The organism is Paraburkholderia sp. Clong3, assembly GCF_050436485.1.
In the GTDB taxonomy this organism is placed as follows: Bacteria; Pseudomonadota; Gammaproteobacteria; order Burkholderiales; family Burkholderiaceae; genus Paraburkholderia; species Paraburkholderia tuberum.
Window position 1 is genome coordinate 970,609 of sequence record NZ_JBNDMH010000003.1, and the last position, 14,924, is coordinate 985,532.

General features: G+C 66.8%; 16 protein-coding genes. 12 read left to right on the forward strand and 4 right to left on the reverse strand.

From position 1 onward, the window contains the following. The first annotated feature begins 103 nt into the window (after positions 1-103). Genes phnF through phnN form a run of 3 tightly spaced genes read left to right on the forward strand, consistent with a single transcriptional unit; the run spans position 104 to position 2,171 of the window. Positions 104-862, forward strand: coding sequence for a phosphonate metabolism transcriptional regulator PhnF (gene phnF, locus OKW30_RS27885; protein ID WP_184039300.1), 759 nt, complete (start codon positions 104-106; stop codon positions 860-862). After that, the gene (locus OKW30_RS27890; protein WP_429348197.1) at positions 859-1,623 is read left to right on the forward strand and encodes a DUF1045 domain-containing protein; all 765 of its coding nucleotides are present in this window, start codon (positions 859-861) and stop codon (positions 1,621-1,623) included. Before phnF ends, OKW30_RS27890 begins: the two co-directional genes overlap by 4 nt. Then, entirely contained in the window at positions 1,620-2,171 is a 552-nt protein-coding gene (gene phnN, locus OKW30_RS27895) for a phosphonate metabolism protein/1,5-bisphosphokinase (PRPP-forming) PhnN (RefSeq protein WP_090809526.1), read from the forward strand. The genes OKW30_RS27890 and phnN overlap by 4 nt, the downstream gene beginning before the upstream one ends. A 15-nt stretch (positions 2,172-2,186) precedes the next feature. On the opposite strand, the gene OKW30_RS27900 is transcribed toward phnN, so the two are convergent. Next, the gene (locus tag OKW30_RS27900) at positions 2,187-3,095 is read right to left on the reverse strand and encodes a LysR family transcriptional regulator (protein ID WP_184039306.1); all 909 of its coding nucleotides are present in this window, start codon (positions 3,093-3,095) and stop codon (positions 2,187-2,189) included. A 111-nt stretch (positions 3,096-3,206) separates the two neighbouring features. Here OKW30_RS27900 and OKW30_RS27905 point away from each other — a divergent pair, with 111 nt between their 5' ends. Next, entirely contained in the window at positions 3,207-4,397 is a 1,191-nt protein-coding gene (locus tag OKW30_RS27905) for a M20 aminoacylase family protein (protein WP_429348198.1), read from the forward strand. Positions 4,398-4,481: 84 nt separating this feature from the next. Here the strand turns inward: OKW30_RS27905 and OKW30_RS27910 are convergent, their stop codons facing one another. Further along, the gene (locus OKW30_RS27910) at positions 4,482-5,306 is read right to left on the reverse strand and encodes an IclR family transcriptional regulator (RefSeq protein WP_018424811.1); all 825 of its coding nucleotides are present in this window, start codon (positions 5,304-5,306) and stop codon (positions 4,482-4,484) included. 244 nt (positions 5,307-5,550) lie between these two features. Here OKW30_RS27910 and OKW30_RS27915 point away from each other — a divergent pair, with 244 nt between their 5' ends. From OKW30_RS27915 to pcaF, 7 genes are all read left to right on the forward strand, one after another. Then, positions 5,551-6,255, forward strand: a complete 705-nt coding sequence (locus OKW30_RS27915; RefSeq protein ID WP_184073348.1) for a FadR/GntR family transcriptional regulator — start codon at positions 5,551-5,553, stop codon at positions 6,253-6,255. A gap of 72 nt (positions 6,256-6,327) precedes the next feature. Next, positions 6,328-7,218, forward strand: a complete 891-nt coding sequence (gene ltnD, locus OKW30_RS27920; protein WP_187629610.1) for an L-threonate dehydrogenase — start codon at positions 6,328-6,330, stop codon at positions 7,216-7,218. Between the two features lie 14 nt (positions 7,219-7,232). Beyond that, positions 7,233-8,546 carry a 3-oxo-tetronate kinase gene (otnK, locus tag OKW30_RS27925; protein WP_429348199.1) on the forward strand — a complete coding sequence of 438 codons (1,314 nt, stop codon included), beginning with the start codon at positions 7,233-7,235 and terminating at the stop codon, positions 8,544-8,546. Continuing rightward, a complete protein-coding gene (locus OKW30_RS27930) occupies positions 8,543-9,205 on the forward strand; it encodes an aldolase (RefSeq protein WP_429348200.1) in 663 nt (220 codons plus the stop codon). The genes otnK and OKW30_RS27930 overlap by 4 nt, the downstream gene beginning before the upstream one ends. A gap of 61 nt (positions 9,206-9,266) precedes the next feature. Continuing rightward, positions 9,267-10,067: a 2-oxo-tetronate isomerase gene (gene otnI, locus OKW30_RS27935; protein WP_429290885.1), complete on the forward strand. Its 801-nt coding sequence runs from the start codon at positions 9,267-9,269 to the stop codon at positions 10,065-10,067. A 33-nt stretch (positions 10,068-10,100) separates the two neighbouring features. Beyond that, the gene (gene denD / locus OKW30_RS27940; protein ID WP_429348201.1) at positions 10,101-11,081 is read left to right on the forward strand and encodes a D-erythronate dehydrogenase; all 981 of its coding nucleotides are present in this window, start codon (positions 10,101-10,103) and stop codon (positions 11,079-11,081) included. Positions 11,082-11,445: 364 nt separating this feature from the next. Next, the gene (gene pcaF / locus OKW30_RS27945) at positions 11,446-12,648 is read left to right on the forward strand and encodes a 3-oxoadipyl-CoA thiolase (RefSeq protein WP_429348202.1); all 1,203 of its coding nucleotides are present in this window, start codon (positions 11,446-11,448) and stop codon (positions 12,646-12,648) included. 143 nt (positions 12,649-12,791) lie between these two features. On the opposite strand, the gene dmeF is transcribed toward pcaF, so the two are convergent. Both dmeF and OKW30_RS27955 read right to left on the reverse strand, forming a co-directional pair. Next, positions 12,792-13,709, reverse strand: a complete 918-nt coding sequence (gene dmeF / locus OKW30_RS27950) for a CDF family Co(II)/Ni(II) efflux transporter DmeF (RefSeq protein WP_184073336.1) — start codon at positions 13,707-13,709, stop codon at positions 12,792-12,794. 6 nt (positions 13,710-13,715) lie between these two features. Then, a complete protein-coding gene (locus OKW30_RS27955; RefSeq protein WP_026226594.1) occupies positions 13,716-13,991 on the reverse strand; it encodes a metal/formaldehyde-sensitive transcriptional repressor in 276 nt (91 codons plus the stop codon). Positions 13,992-14,233: 242 nt separating this feature from the next. Here OKW30_RS27955 and OKW30_RS27960 point away from each other — a divergent pair, with 242 nt between their 5' ends. Further along, the gene (locus OKW30_RS27960) at positions 14,234-14,812 is read left to right on the forward strand and encodes a hypothetical protein (RefSeq protein ID WP_184073334.1); all 579 of its coding nucleotides are present in this window, start codon (positions 14,234-14,236) and stop codon (positions 14,810-14,812) included. Positions 14,813-14,924 lie beyond the last annotated feature (112 nt).

Here is a 14,924-nt window from a genome sequence, read left to right on the forward strand (position 1 = left end):
TGTCTGGACTGTTGTGCGCGGCGGACGTTCATATTTTCATCACGGCTCGCGCACTACAATGCACGTCATGGCGATCATTTGAACCGAAGGGAATGACAGCACCATGACATCGAACGACAGCGCGGCGCCGGCCACGACGCTCGAACGCGGCGCGGGCGTGGCCGTCTGGAGACAGATCGAACAGATTCTCGCCGCAGAGATCACGGCAAGCGGGTTCGGGGAAGAAGGGCGGCTGCCGAGCGAGGGTGAGCTGGCGAAGCGCTTCGACGTCAACCGTCACACGGTGCGCCGCGCGATGCTCGGCCTCGCCGCGCTCGGCCTCGTCAGCGTCGAGCAGGGGCGTGGCACGTTCGTGCAGCCCGGCGCGATCGACTATTCGATCGGCCGCCGTACGCGTTTCACCGAGAACCTGCGTCAACAACATCACTCGCCCGCGGGCACGATGCTGTCGGCCGCGCGCGTGAAGGCCGAGCCCAGTGTCGCGAAGGCGTTGGGTCTGCGCGCGGGCGCGGCGGTCTATCGCATCGAATCGCTGAACGCGTCGGACGGCGTGCCGCTCACGTACGCGCGCAGCTGGTATCCGGCCGCGCGTTTTCCGGATTTGCCGGAGGTCGTGCAACGCCTCGGCGGCACGACGAAAGCGCTGGCCGAATTCGGCGTGGACGATTATCTGCGCAAGTGGAGCCGCATCGGCAGCGTGCTGCCCGAGCCGGAAGTCGCGCGGCGGCTCAACATCAACCGTCAGCAGCCGGTGCTGTGGGTCGAGAACGTCGACGTCGATCTGCAGGGCACGCCGGTCAAATACGGCTTCACGCATTTCGCGGCCGATCGCGTGCAACTGCTCGTGGAGCATGACCTGTGAGCGGCCCCGCATGGAGTGCCGAAGCGCGCTTTGCGCTGTACTACGCGCCGTCGGTTGAATCGGCGTGGTGGCAGGCCGGCTCGACATGGCTCGGCCGCGATGCGCACAGCGGCGAGCGCCGCGCGCAGCCGCAGCCGCCAAGCCTGACGCGCCCGCTCGCCGCGTTGACCGACGCGCCGCGCCGCTACGGCTGGCATGGCACGCTGGTCGCCCCGTTCCGGCTCGGCGCCGGCGTCACGCAGCCCGACGTGCTCGCGGCCGCGCGAGCCTGGGCGCTCGCGCAGCGGCCGTTCACGTTGCCGGTAGAAGCGGCCACGCTGGGCGACTTCGTCGCGTTGCGACCGGCCGATGCAGATGGCGAGACGCGCATTCGCGAACTCGCGTCGAACGCGCTGCAGTCGCTCGACGGGCTGTGCGCGCGGCCGTCGGCGGCCGATCTCGAGCGACGGCTCGCCGCGCCGCTCAGCGAACGCCAACGTGCGTTGCTGTTGCAATGGGGCTATCCGTACGTGTTCGACGAGTTCCGTTTTCACATGACGTTGTCCAGTTCGCTCGCCGATGCCGACGAGCGCGCGACGCTGCTCGCATGGTGGCGGGAGCGCACGCCCGCGCTCGGGCCGCTCGCTGTCGATCAGGCCGCGCTGTTCGTCGAGCCGGCGCCGGGCGAGCCGTTCGTGCTTTGGCAGCCGCTGCCGTTCAGCCACGGCGCGCAACCTGGCGATCGCACGAACAAGCAGCAAGACGAGGTGAGCAGCCAATGACTGGGCGTTTGATCTATGTGATGGGGCCGTCGGGCGCGGGCAAGGATTCGCTGCTGCAGTTCGCGCGCATGCGGCTCGCCGGGGAGCCGCTCGTATTCGCGCATCGTTACATCACGCGGCCGAGCGGCAATGGCGAGGTGCATGTTGCACTAAGCGTCGAGGAGTTCGCCGCGCGCTCGGTGCTTGGCCTGTTCGCGCTCGAATGGTCGAGCCATTCGCTGCGCTATGGCATCGGCATCGAACTCGATGCGTGGCTCGCGCGCGGCTGCACGGTGGTCGTCAACGGCTCGCGGCAGTACCTGCAGCATGCGCTCGCGCGCTATCCACGCGCGGAAGTGGTGCACGTGAGCGCCGCGCCGCATATTCTCGAAGCACGGCTCGGCGCGCGGGCGCGCGAATCGTCGGAGCAGGTCGCGGCGCGGCTCGCGCGGCGCGCGCCGTTTGCGTTGCCGGCCGGCGTGCGCTGCACGACGATCGACAACTCCGGCGCGCTCGAAGAAGCGGGGCACGCATTGATCACGGTGCTCAAGGAGCAGGTGAGCGCGTAGCGCAAGCACGCGGCCTTACTGCACGGCTCCCATCCGCTCCCGCGTCACCTGCCGCAAACATGCGACGAACTGCTGCACGGCCGGCGTCGGCAGCAGATCGCGTCGCGAGATGATGCTCAGATCGTAGTTCGGCAGCGCGTCTTCGATCTGTGCGACGCGAATGCCGAGCGGCGCGACCCTCTGCGCAAGCGGCCGCGTGAAGCAACTGATCACGTCGGTCTGCGACACGAGCCCGAGCGTGACTGCAAACGACGACGGCGCGCGCAGCAAGCGCTTCGGTACCGGCAAGCCGTGCGCGCTGAACATCGCCATCATCACGCTGTGCGGGAAGTGGTCGGCGCCCACCGTGACGATCCACTCGGCGTCGAGCAGCTCGGACAGACGCGTGACGTTCGCGAGCGGATGGCCAGCGCGCATCGTGACGACGAACTGCGTCGAGTACAGCGGCACCTGCACCAGATCGTTATCCAATGCCAGAACGTGATGGATCGCCGCGAGATCGAGCGCGCCGTTGCGCAGACGCGCGAGCGCGTCGGGCACCGTCACTTCCTCCAGATGCAGACTCACGAGCGGCATCCGCTCGCGAAAGCTCGACACCGCATGCGGCAGTACCGTCAGCGCCAGCGATGGCATCGTGCCGACGCTGACCTTGCCGGCCAGTTCGCCCTTGACCTGCTCGACGGCCTCGACCGTGCGGCGCATGTCGCCGAGCAACTGCTCGGCGCGCGGCAACAGCGCGAGCCCGCACGCGGTCAGCTCGATGCCGCGCACGCTGCGCACCATCAGCTCGGCGTTGAGCGCGCTTTCCAGCTCGCGAATCGTATGCGTGACGGCCGGCTGCGTGACGCCAAGCTCACGCGCGGCGGCGCGCAGACTGCGGTGATGCGCGGCGGCGACGAAGGCCTGCAACTGCTGCAGCTTCATAAGGGTAACCCCGTATATAAGACCTGTTAATCAGGGTGAAAAAAATAGCATCTTATTCGAACAAAACGGCGTGGCTATAGTGCGAGGCTACTCACTGGAGCCATACAAACTATGAACGAGACCCCGCGTTTGACCGAAGTGTCCGATCTGGAACCCGCCGCCGCGAGCCTGCGCGAGATTCGCCATCACATTCACCACCAACCGGAACTCGCGTACGAGGAAGTGCAGACCGCGGCGCTCGTCGCGGAAAAACTCGAACAGTGGGGCTGGCAGGTCACGCGTGGGGTCGGCAAGACCGGCGTGGTCGGCACGCTGCAAGAGGGTGACGGCAAGCGCAGCATCGGCATTCGCGCAGACATGGACGCGTTGCCGATCATCGAACAGACCGGCCTGCCGTACGCGAGCGGCACCCACGGCAAGATGCACGCGTGCGGCCACGACGGTCACACCACGATCCTGCTCGGCGCCGCGCAACGTCTCGCGGCGACGCGCAATTTCTCGGGCACCGTGCATTTGTATTTCCAGCCGGCCGAGGAAAGCGGCATCGACAGCGGTGCGCTGAAGATGATCGACGACGGCCTGTTCGAGCGCTTCCCGTGCGACGCCGTGTTCGGCCTGCACAACCATCCGGGAGCCGAGCCGGGCGTGTTGCTGTTCCGCAAGGGACCGTTCATGTCGGCGGGCGACAAGGCGATCATCACGATCGAAGGCGTCGGCGGCCATGCGGCGCGTCCGCATCTGACCGTCGATCCGGTCGTGGTCGCCGCGAGCATCGTGATGGCGCTGCAAACGATCGTCGCACGCAACGTCGATCCGTCGCAGCCGGCCGTGGTGACGGTCGGCTCGATCCACGCGGGCACCGCGAACAACGTGATTTCCAGCAGCGCGCGGCTCGAGCTCAGCGTGCGCTCGTTCAGCCCCGAGGTGCGCGCGTTGCTGAAGAAGCGCATCACCGAACTGGCCGAGTCGCAGGCCGCGAGCTATGGCGGCAAAGCGCACGTCGAGTACATCGAAGGCTATCCGGTCGTCATCAATACGGATGCCGAAACGGATTTCGCGGTGCAGGTCGCGCGCGAACTGGTGGGCGACGACAAGGTGGTCGAGCAGACCGACATCCTGATGGGCAGCGAGGACTTCGCATTCATGCTGCAGAAGCGGCCGGGCACGTTCCTGCGCATCGGCAATGGCGTCGGCGAGGACGGTTGCATGGTGCACAACCCGCACTACGACTTCAACGACCGCAGTCTGCCGATCGGCGCGGCGTTCTGGGCACGGCTGGTGGAGCGCTATCTCGCGCAGTGAGCGCTTGATGCACACGCCGCGGCGCGCACGAGGCGTGCGCGCCCGGAAGCTCATCACCGCGCGGCCGGAGCCGCGAAACGTTCATTAGCCGCGCCGCGCGACCATCTCCGAGACTGTCTGCGCGGCTCGCTGCAGCGGTTCCAGGAACGCCTTCACCATCTGTTTGGCCGAATTGCGCTGTGCGTTGCCGCTGATGTTCATCGCGGCGATCACGCGGCCCTGGCGATTGCGAATCGGCGCGGACAGCGAAATCAAGCCGCCTTCGAGCTCCTGATCGACGATCGCCCACCCTTGGCGACGCACCTGCTCGATCAGCTTCTTCAACTCTTGCTTGTCGGTGACGGTGCGCGGCGTGTGCGCGTAGAGCGGCGTCGAGTTCAGCGTCGCGTCGAGCGTCTCGTCGTCGAGCGAGGCAAGCAGCACGCGGCCCATCGACGTGCAGTACGCGGGCAGGCGGCTGCCGATCGACAGGTTGATCGTCATGATCTTGTGAGTCGGCACGCGCAGCACGTAGACGATCTCGGTGCGATCGAGCACGGCCGCGGAGCAGCTTTCGTGCACCTGCGCCGACAGGCTTTCCATCACCGGTTCGGCGAGATTCCAGAACGGCATCGAGGTCAGATACGCGAAGCCGAGGTCGAGAATCTTCGGCGTCAGACGAAACAGGCGTCCCTCGGCTTCCACATAGCCGAGTGTTTGCAGCGTCAGCAGGATCCGGCGCGCGCCGGCGCGCGTGAGGCCAGTCGCCGCGGCGACGTCGGTGAGCGTCTGTTCAGGCCGCGTCGCGTCAAACGCGCGGATGACCGCGAGGCCGCGCGCGAACGACTGCACGTACGAGTCGCCCGGTTTCTCCGGGGCCGGTTCGGCGTTGGCGGGCGCGACGGAAGACGGCGGCAGGGCTTTGCTCATGGACCTTGATCGTGGGTTCGGAAGAGTGCGCGCGAAGGACGCGCGACGCGCGTTCGTTTCGATGCGGCGCCGCGTTTTGCGTTGCGGCGCAAAGGCGAGACGATAGCTTAAGCCTTCTATTTCGCCAAATAACGCCGATTTGTGCAAAAACCCCAGGGTTTGCGTGAATGCGATTCCCACTCCAAATTTGTATGATGACCCGATAACCTGACTAATTCGCGACACCCTGTCCAACCGATCCGCCATGTTCGACAAGATTCCCGCGCGCGCTTTGAGCGACACAGTCGCGCAGCAACTGCTGAAGCAGATCGACAAGGGCACCTTCGCGCGCGGCGCCAGGCTGCCGACCGAAGCCGTGCTCGCGCAACAGTTCGGCGTAAGCCGCACGGTGATTCGCGAGGCGCTGTCGCGACTGAAGAACGAGGGGGTGGTCGAGCCGCGCCAGGGCAGTGGCGTGTTCGTCGCCGGGCACGGCGCGATTCGCCCGCTGCGAATCGACTACGCGGAAGCCGTGGAGCCGGGCTCGGTCGTGCAAATCCTCGCGCTGCGTCGCGCGATCGAGGCGGAGGTCGCGTCGGAAGCCGCGATGCGCCGCAGCGATGCCGACATGGCCGCGATCGACGCCGCGCTCGCGCGCATCGAGCGCGCGGTCGGCAACGGCGAAGACGGCGTCGCCGAAGACGTCGCGTTTCATCGCGCGATCGCGGCGGCTACGGGCAATCCATATTTCCTGAAGACGCTGACGTTCCTCAATCAGTACCTCGAAGCGGGCACGGTCGTCACGCGCCGCAACGAGGCGCTGCGCGAGGACTTCTCGCGGCAGGTGCGCGAGGAGCATGCGGCGATCGCCGCGGCGATTCGCGCCGGCGATCCGATGGCGGCGCGCAATGCCGCGCAGACGCATCTGTACAACGCGGCGCGGCGGCTTGCCGAGGCGGGCATCGTCTGACGCGCTGAAGGCGCGCGGTGATTCCGACGCGCGCGAACCCACGAATGCGGCACCCATCCATAGAGGTCATGCATGTCGAGAAATGTCGGTGTCATTGGCTTGGGGGCCATGGGGCTCGGCGTCGCGCGCTCGCTGTTGCGCGCGGGCTTCAGGGTCCACGCGTGCGACTTGCGGCGCGACGCGCTGCAGGCGTTCGTCGATGAAGGGGGCATCGGCTGTGCGACGCCCGCGGAGCTCGGCGCGCAGTGCGAGGTCGTGATCACGCTGGTCGTGAATGCGGCGCAAACCGAGACCGTGCTGTTCGGTGAGCACGGCGCGCTCGCGGCCATGAAGCCGGGCGGCGTCGTGATCGCGAGTGCCACGGTCGCGCCGGAGTTCGCGAGCGATCTCGGCAAGCGCGTCGAGGCGGCCGGTCTGCAGATGCTCGACGCGCCGGTGTCGGGCGGCGCGGCGCGCGCGGCGTCGGGCGAGATGACGATGATGACGTCCGGTCCCGCGGCCGCTTATGCCGCGTGCGAAGACGTGCTCGCCGCGATCGCCGGCAACGTGTATCGGCTTGGCGCCACGCATGGCGCAGGCTCGAAGGTGAAGATCATCAACCAGCTGCTGGCCGGCGTGCATATCGCGGTGGCCGCCGAGGCAATGGCGCTCGGCCTGCGCGAAGGTGTCGACCCGCACGCGCTGTACGACGTGATCACACACAGCGCGGGCAATTCGTGGATGTTCGAGAACCGCGTGCCGCATATTCTCGCGGGCGACTACACGCCGCTGTCGGCGGTCGATATTTTCGTCAAGGACCTCGGCCTCGTGCTCGATACCGCGCGTCGCACGAAGTTTCCGCTGCCGCTGTCGGCGGCAGCGCATCAGATGTTCATGATGGCGTCGACGGCGGGCCACGGTGGCGAAGACGACTCGGCGGTCGTGAAGATTTTCCCAGCCATCGAATTGCCGACGAAGCAATAGGCGAGGGAGAGATCATGACGGCTCAAACGAAACCCGCGCTGCTCGGCTGCATCGCCGACGACTTCACCGGCGCCACCGATCTCGCCAACATGCTCGTGCGCGGTGGCATGCGCACGGTGCAGACGATCGGCGTGCCCACCTCCAACGCAGCGCTTGGCGCCGACGCGCTCGTCGTCGCGCTGAAGTCGCGCACTATCCCGGCCGCCGACGCGGTCGCGCAATCGCTGGCCGCGCTCGCCTGGCTGCGCGCGCAAGGGTGCCGGCAATTCTTCTTCAAGTACTGCTCGACCTTCGATTCGACCGATGCGGGCAACCTCGGCCCGGTGACCGATGCGTTGCTGAATGCGCTGTCCACCGAGTTCGTTGAGCGCGCGTCGTTCACGATCGCGTGTCCCGCGTTTCCCGAGAACGGCCGCACGATTTTTCGCGGTCATCTGTTCGTCGGCGATGCGCTGCTCAACGAGTCGGGCATGGAAAACCATCCGCTGACGCCGATGCGCGACGCGAACCTCGTGCGCGTGCTGCGGCGGCAAACGCAATCGAAGGTCGGGCTCGTGCGTTACGACCAGCTCGCGCAAGGCGATGCGGCCGTGCGTGCCGCGTTCGCCGCGTTGCGCGCCGACGGCGTGCGCATCGCGATTGCCGATGCGGTGTCCGACGCCGATCTGCACACGCTCGGCGCGGCCTGCGCGGATCTCGCGCTGATCACCGGCGGCTCCGGCGTCGCGCTTGGTTTGCCCGCCAACTTCCGGCGCGCGGGTCTGCTCGGCGAGCAAACCCATGCCGCGCAATTGCCGCGTATAGAAGGTTTGTCGGCGGTGCTCGCGGGCAGTGCGTCGACGGCGACCAACGCGCAGGTCGCCGCCTGGTGCGCGACACGGCCCGCGTTCCGCATCGATCCGCTCGCGGCGGCGCGCGGCGAGGACGTCGTCGGCGAGGCGCTCGCGTTCGCACAACAGCGCTTCGTGCACGCGGAACCGGTGCTGGTCTATGCGACCGCATCGCCCGACGAAGTGCAGGCCGTGCAGCGCGAACTCGGCGTCAACGAGGCCGGGCAGCTGGTCGAGAAGACGTTGGCGGCGATTGCGCGCGGTCTGCGCGAACGGGGTGTGCGCAAGTTCGTCGTCGCGGGCGGCGAGACTTCGGGCGCCGTCGTGCAGGCGCTCGACGTGCGCATGCTGCGCATCGGCGCGCAGATCGATCCGGGCGTGCCGGCCACGGCGACGACCGGCGCCGAGCCGCTCGCACTCGCGCTGAAATCCGGCAATTTCGGCGCCACGGACTTCTTCGACAAGGCCCTGCGCCATCTCGACGGAGCCGCGCAATGAGCGACGCACCGGCACTTCACACCTGCGCCGAAGCGCGCGTTCGCGAGGAAATCTGCGCGGTCGGCGCGAGCCTGTATCAGCGCGGCTATACGGTCGGCAGCGCCGGCAACATCAGCGCGCGGCTCGACGACGGCTGGCTGATCACCCCGACCGACGCGTGCCTCGGCCGCCTCGATCCCGCCGACATCGCGAAGGTCGACGCAAACGGCCACGCGGTGTCGGGCGGCAAACCGTCGAAAACGCTGGCGCTGCATCGCGGTATCTATGCGCGCAACGGCGAGGCGCGCGGCATCGTCCATACCCATTCGACGCATCTGGTCGCGTTGACGCTCGCGGGCGTGTGGAGCGAAGCGGACGTGCTGCCGCCGATCACACCGTACTACGTGATGAAAGTGGGCCACGTACCGCTGATTCGCTACGAACGCCCGGGTGATCCCCGAGTGGCCGCGCAGATCGCTGCGCTGGCCGATCGGGTGCGCGCGGTGTTGCTCGAACGTCTGGGGCCGGTAGTGTGGGAGCGCTCGGTCGCGCACGCGTCGTATGCGCTCGAAGAACTCGAGGAGACCGCGCGCCTGTGGCTGATGACGAATCCGCGGCCCGCGCCGCTCGACGCCGCCGCGATCGAAGAACTCCGTACCGCGTTCGGCGCGCGCTGGTAGCAGCGCGCATTGCCGATGAACGCCGCGCACCGTATCGCACTGTCTTGAAGGAGTTGCCACCATGCCTCGCTTCGCCGCCAATCTGTCGATGATGTACAACGAGCACGCGTTCCTCGATCGTTTCGCCGCCGCCGCGCGCGACGGCTTCAACGCGGTCGAATTCCTGTTTCCCTACGAGTTCCGCCCGGGCGAGCTGAAGGCGCGGCTCGACGCGCATGGCCTTACGCAGGCGCTGTTCAATGCGCCACCCGGCGACTGGAGCGGCGGCGAGCGCGGCCTTGCGTCGTTGCCGGGCCGTGAGGACGAGTTCCGCCGCGGCATCGACACGGCACTCGAGTACGCGCGCGTGCTCGGCAATCGCAAGCTGCATGTGATGGCGGGGTTGATCGCCGGCGATCAAGCGGGCGAAACGCAGCGCAAAACACAACGCGACGTGTACCTGAACAACCTCGCCTATGCCGCGCGGACCGCGCAAGCCGAACAGATCACGGTCGTCATCGAGCCGATCAATACGCGCGACATGCCCGGCTATTTCCTCAATCGACAGGACGACGCGCAAGCGATCTGCGCCGAAGTCGGCGCGCCGAATCTGAAGGTGCAGTTCGATTGCTATCACTGCCAGATCGTCGAGGGCGATCTCGCGATGAAGCTCAAACGCGATATGGCCGGCATCGGTCACATCCAGGTTGCGGGTGTGCCCGAGCGGCACGAGCCCGACATCGGTGAGCTGAACTACCCGTACCTGTTCGATCTGATCGATGCGCTCGGCTACGACGGCTACATCGGCTGCGAATACCGGCCGCGCGCGGGAACCTCGGCGGGGCTTGGCTGGCTGAAGCCTTATCTCGATGCGGGGCGTTGACTCTTTCCGACAACCACTGACGCACACGTAACCATGAAAGTACTGATCACCGGCGGTGCCGGTTTTCTCGGCCAGCGTCTCGCGCGCGAGCTGCTCGCGCGCGGCGCACTGAAAGCTGCGCACGGCACGCCGGAAGCGATTACCGGGCTCGTGTTGCTCGACGTCGTGCGCGCACACGATTTCGGCGATGCGCGCGTGCGCACCGAAGTCGGCGATATCGGGGAGCGCAGCGTGCTCGAACGCGTGATCGACGATCAAACCTCGGCGATCTTTCATCTCGCTGCGATCGTCAGCGGCCAGGCCGAGGCGGACTTCGATCTCGGCATGCGCATCAATCTCGATGCGTCGCGGCTGCTGCTCGAAATCTGCCGGCAGCGCGGGCACCAACCGCGCGTCGTGTTCACCAGTTCGGTCGCGGTCTACGGTGGCGATCTGCCTGCGGTCGTGCAGGACGACACCGCGCTCAATCCGCAGTCGTCGTACGGCGCGCAGAAGGCGATCGCGGAGCTGCTGCTCAACGATTATTCGCGGCGCGGTTTCGTCGACGGCCGCGTGCTGCGGCTGCCGACCATCAGCGTGCGGCCGGGGCGGCCGAATGCGGCGGCGTCGTCGTTCGCAAGCGGCATCGTCCGCGAGCCGCTCAATGGCGAGGAGGCCGTGTGTCCGGTCGCCGGTTCGACGCGGCTGTGGTTGCTGTCGCCGCGCAAGGCGATCGAGAGTCTTATCGCCGGCCTCGAACTCGATGGCGCCGCGCTTGGCAAGCAACGCGTGCTGAACCTGCCTGGCTTGTCGGTCAGCGTCGACGAGATGATCGCGGCACTGCGCGAGGTCGCGGGCGAGGCGGTCGCGAACCGCATTGTGCGGCAGCCCGACGAGCGCATCGAGAAGATCGTCGGCAGCTGGCCTGGCGCGTGGGATACGTCGCGCGCCGAACGGCTCGGGCTCGCGACCGAGCACAGTTTCGCGGACGTGATTCGCGGCTACATCGCCGATGAAGGAATCGAAGTTCGCTGAAGATCACCCCCTCCGCGTATTCCCTGGTGTCGCTTGGCACGGCTGCGGCCGTGCTTGACATGCTTTCGCGCCCCCGCCTATTATCGAGGCTGTTTTGTTCGATATATGACCTTGTGTTCGTGTATAGAACATGAGGCAGGGCGAAGAAGGGGCGGCAGCCGCATCGGTCGTCAATCCCAAGCCCATCGTTCACGATCCTGCGCTAAGCTGGTCCGACGTGACGGCCGCCGCGCCGCCGCCGTTTTGCAGCCTCCCGTCCGCGGCCGTTGGCCCTCGGGCCGATGCCTCGGCGCATCGAACCGGCGTCATCGGTGCAAGGCCGGCCGAGGCGCAGCGCACGCAGCATCTCAACTGGAGACATCCCATGACCGAAGCATTCCTGTGCGACGCGATTCGCACCCCCATTGGCCGCTATGCGGGTTCGCTGTCGTCGGTGCGCGCCGACGACCTGGGCGCGGTGCCGCTCAAGGCGCTGATGGAGCGCAACACGAACGTCGACTGGACCGCGATCGACGACCTCATCTACGGCTGCGCCAACCAGGCCGGTGACGACAACCGCAACGTCGCGCGCATGTCGCTGCTGCTCGCGGGTCTGCCGAAGGACGTGCCGGGCTCGACGGTCAACCGTCTGTGCGGCTCGGGCATGGATGCGGTCGGCATCGCCGCGCGCGCGATCAAGTCGGGCGAGGCCGCGCTGATGATTGCCGGTGGCGTCGAAAGCATGAGCCGCGCGCCGTTCGTGATGCCCAAGGCGACCAGCGCGTTCTCGCGTCAGAACGAGGTCTACGACACGACGATCGGCTGGCGTTTCGTGAATCCGCTGATGAAGAAGCTGTACGGCGTCGACTCGATGCCGGAAACCGGCGAAAACGTCGCGACCGACTACAACATCAGCCGCGCCGACCAGGACGCATTCGCGCTGCGCAGCCAGCAGAAGGCGGCGCGCGCGCAACGCGACGGCACGCTTGCGCAGGAGATCGTCGGGGTGACGATCGCGCAGAAGAAGGGCGATCCGACCACGGTCATGCAGGACGAGCATCCGCGCGAAACGAGCCTCGAAACGCTCGCGAAGCTGAAGGGCGTCGTGCGTCCGGACGGCACGGTTACGGCCGGTAACGCATCGGGCGTGAACGACGGCGCGGCGGCGTTGCTGCTTGCCAATGAAGAGACCGCGAAGCGCTTCGGCCTCACGCCGCGCGCCCGCGTGCTCGGCGTGGCCACCGCCGGCGTCGAGCCGCGCGTGATGGGCATCGGCCCGGCACCCGCCACGCAGAAGCTGCTCGCGCGTCTGGGCATGACGATCGATCAGTTCGACGTGATCGAACTGAACGAAGCGTTCGCCTCGCAAGGTATCGCGGTGCTGCGCGCCCTCGGCGTCGCCGACGACGATCCCCGCGTGAACCCGAACGGCGGCGCGATTGCGCTCGGCCACCCGCTCGGCATGAGCGGCGCGCGTCTGGTGACGACCGCGACGTATCAGCTGCAGCGCACGCAGGGCCGCTTCGCGCTGTGCACGATGTGTATCGGCGTCGGCCAAGGCATCGCGATCGCGATCGAGCGCGTGTGATGCGTGAACTGGTTTAGCGCGAGACTTCGGTCCCCGCGCTATGCGGGTCTCCGCGCAAGCTGAATAGTAAAAAGCAGAAGGGCCGGCGTCGAGACACGCCGGCCCTTTGTTTTTATCGCGCCTTGTTGCGCCGGGCGCAGGCGTTATGACGCCGCTTCGACGGTCAGATGCATGACCTCATGCACCGGCGCGAGCCGCGCGCGGATCGTCTCGGCCGTAACGCCGCCATGCGTGCGCACACTGACGATCGCCGCTCGCGCCTCCGGGCCGATCTGCCAGACGTGCAGGTCGGCGATCTCGGCGTCGCCGTGCGAATCCAGGATTTCGCGGATTTCGCCGGCCACGTGCTCGTCGGTTCTGTCGAGCAGCACGCCGGCCGTGTCGCGCATCAGCGTCCATGCCCAGCGCGCGATGACGATTGATCCGACGATGCCCATCAGCGGGTCCATCCAGACCCACCGGAGATAGCGGCCGGCCAGCATGGCCACGATCGCCAGCACCGAGGTCAGCGCATCGGCGAGCACGTGCACATAGGCCGAGCGCAGGTTGTTGTCGGACCCATGCGCATGGTCGTGATGATGGTGATGATCGTGATGCCCATGGTGCGCATGGCCGCCCGACAACAGCAGCGCGCTGACGATGTTCACGACCAGCCCGATCGCCGCAATCACCGCGGCCTGCCCGAACGCGACACCGGTGGGATGAACGAGCCGGATCGCCGATTCGATGCCGATGCCAAGCGACACCAGCGCGAGAAGCAGCGCCGAAGCGAAGCCGGCAAGCTCGCCCACTTTTCCCGTTCCGAAACTGAACGCGCGGTTTGCCGAGTTGCGTCTCGCGAACGCATACGCGAGCGCGGCAATGCCGAGCGCGCCGGCATGCGTCGCCATGTGGAAGCCATCGGCGAGCAGCGCCATCGAACCGGTCACGTAACCGGCCGCGATTTCGCCGATCATCATGACAACGGTGAGCGCGACGACCAAGCGGGTCCGGCGCGCGTTGTCGTCGTGCGAGCTGCCGAGAAACGAGTGCTCGTGTTTGCGGATCAGATGGTCAGTCATACAAACTTACTTCGAATAGCGGCGGATTGCGCCGATCAATGCATCAACTCCCTTCTTGCGCTGGCTGGCCGTCAGGTCCGGATGCGCGACATGCTCGCGCGCGTGCGCCTCGACGATCTCGTCGAGCAGGCCGTTCATTGCGCCGCGGGTCGCGGCCACCAGGTGCAGGACTTTTTCGCAATCGGCGTCCGACTCCAGTGAACGCTCGATAGCCTGAACCTGGCCCGCGATGCGACGAACGCGCTTCAATAAGCCGTCTTTGTGTGTGCTCAGATGTGCCATACATATACCCCCTATAGGTATATAGGATAGCACGGTACCGAGGTGGCGTTTCTGATGGCTGTCGGAGGCCATGCCGACGCATACGTCGGCAAATCGTTCGCGTCATACTGTTGGCCGTGGTCGTCCTGTAGACGCGGAGTTCATGACGCCGGGCACGAATGCTGCGTAGCACGAAGCGATCGCGCTCGACGCGCATGACCGACCGTCGAGCCGTATTGATCCCTTGCAGGAGGAGAACGCGGATGAAAACAGCGACGATAGCTGCAGCATTGGTCATCGCGGTGGTGGCCGCGGCCCCGCCGGCGCGAGCGCAGGACGACATGGCGAGCACCGCGCAAGCGGTGCTCAGCGCGGCGCAGCCGGTGCATATGACGGCGGAGATCGTCGCCATCGATGCGGGCAACCGCTCGCTGACATTGAAGGGCCCGCATGGCGACGTCGCGATCGTGCTCGTCAGCCAGCAGGTCGCCGGTTTCGATCAGATGAAGATCGGCGATCGCGTCGACGTGCTGTACAAGAATGCGTTGCTCACCAAGGTCGACAAGGCAAGCAGCGCGGGCAAGGGGATTCGCGAGCGGGTCGACCGGCGGAGCTACGCGCCGGCGTCGGGCGGGTACGAGTCGGCGCGGCAGACCGAGGTGCTCGCGACCGTGCTGAAGATCGATCGCAAGCAGCGCCTCGTGACGCTGCGCGGCGCGTATCAGACCCAGACCTTCGAAGCCGCGCCCGACGTCGATTTGAGCGACGTGAAGGTCGGCGACACCGTGCATGCGGTGTTCGTGTCGGCCGCCGCGCTGCAGGTGACGCCGGTCGGGCAGTGAGCGGCTGGGGCCGCAGTCGATTCCGGCGGCCGCATCTGTTTCGCAAACTATGTCGAAATATGTCGCGGCTCCCGCCGAATGCCCGCAAAACCTTGCCTGGCGGGCCCGCGTC

Excerpts from the sequence above, each read along its gene's own strand:
- phnF (WP_184039300.1), top strand. The coding sequence starts at position 104 with ATGACATCGAACGACAGCGCGGCGCCGGCCACGACGCTCGAACGCGGC.
- phnN (WP_090809526.1), top strand. The coding sequence starts at position 1,620 with ATGACTGGGCGTTTGATCTATGTGATGGGGCCGTCGGGCGCGGGCAAG.
- OKW30_RS27900 (WP_184039306.1), bottom strand. The coding sequence starts at position 3,095 with ATGAAGCTGCAGCAGTTGCAGGCCTTCGTCGCCGCCGCGCATCACCGC.
- OKW30_RS27905 (WP_429348198.1), top strand. The coding sequence starts at position 3,207 with ATGAACGAGACCCCGCGTTTGACCGAAGTGTCCGATCTGGAACCCGCC.
- OKW30_RS27910 (WP_018424811.1), bottom strand. The coding sequence starts at position 5,306 with ATGAGCAAAGCCCTGCCGCCGTCTTCCGTCGCGCCCGCCAACGCCGAA.
- OKW30_RS27915 (WP_184073348.1), top strand. The coding sequence starts at position 5,551 with ATGTTCGACAAGATTCCCGCGCGCGCTTTGAGCGACACAGTCGCGCAG.
- ltnD (WP_187629610.1), top strand. The coding sequence starts at position 6,328 with ATGTCGAGAAATGTCGGTGTCATTGGCTTGGGGGCCATGGGGCTCGGC.
- otnK (WP_429348199.1), top strand. The coding sequence starts at position 7,233 with ATGACGGCTCAAACGAAACCCGCGCTGCTCGGCTGCATCGCCGACGAC.
- OKW30_RS27930 (WP_429348200.1), top strand. The coding sequence starts at position 8,543 with ATGAGCGACGCACCGGCACTTCACACCTGCGCCGAAGCGCGCGTTCGC.
- otnI (WP_429290885.1), top strand. The coding sequence starts at position 9,267 with ATGCCTCGCTTCGCCGCCAATCTGTCGATGATGTACAACGAGCACGCG.
- denD (WP_429348201.1), top strand. The coding sequence starts at position 10,101 with ATGAAAGTACTGATCACCGGCGGTGCCGGTTTTCTCGGCCAGCGTCTC.
- pcaF (WP_429348202.1), top strand. The coding sequence starts at position 11,446 with ATGACCGAAGCATTCCTGTGCGACGCGATTCGCACCCCCATTGGCCGC.
- dmeF (WP_184073336.1), bottom strand. The coding sequence starts at position 13,709 with ATGACTGACCATCTGATCCGCAAACACGAGCACTCGTTTCTCGGCAGC.
- OKW30_RS27955 (WP_026226594.1), bottom strand. The coding sequence starts at position 13,991 with ATGGCACATCTGAGCACACACAAAGACGGCTTATTGAAGCGCGTTCGT.
- OKW30_RS27960 (WP_184073334.1), top strand. The coding sequence starts at position 14,234 with ATGAAAACAGCGACGATAGCTGCAGCATTGGTCATCGCGGTGGTGGCC.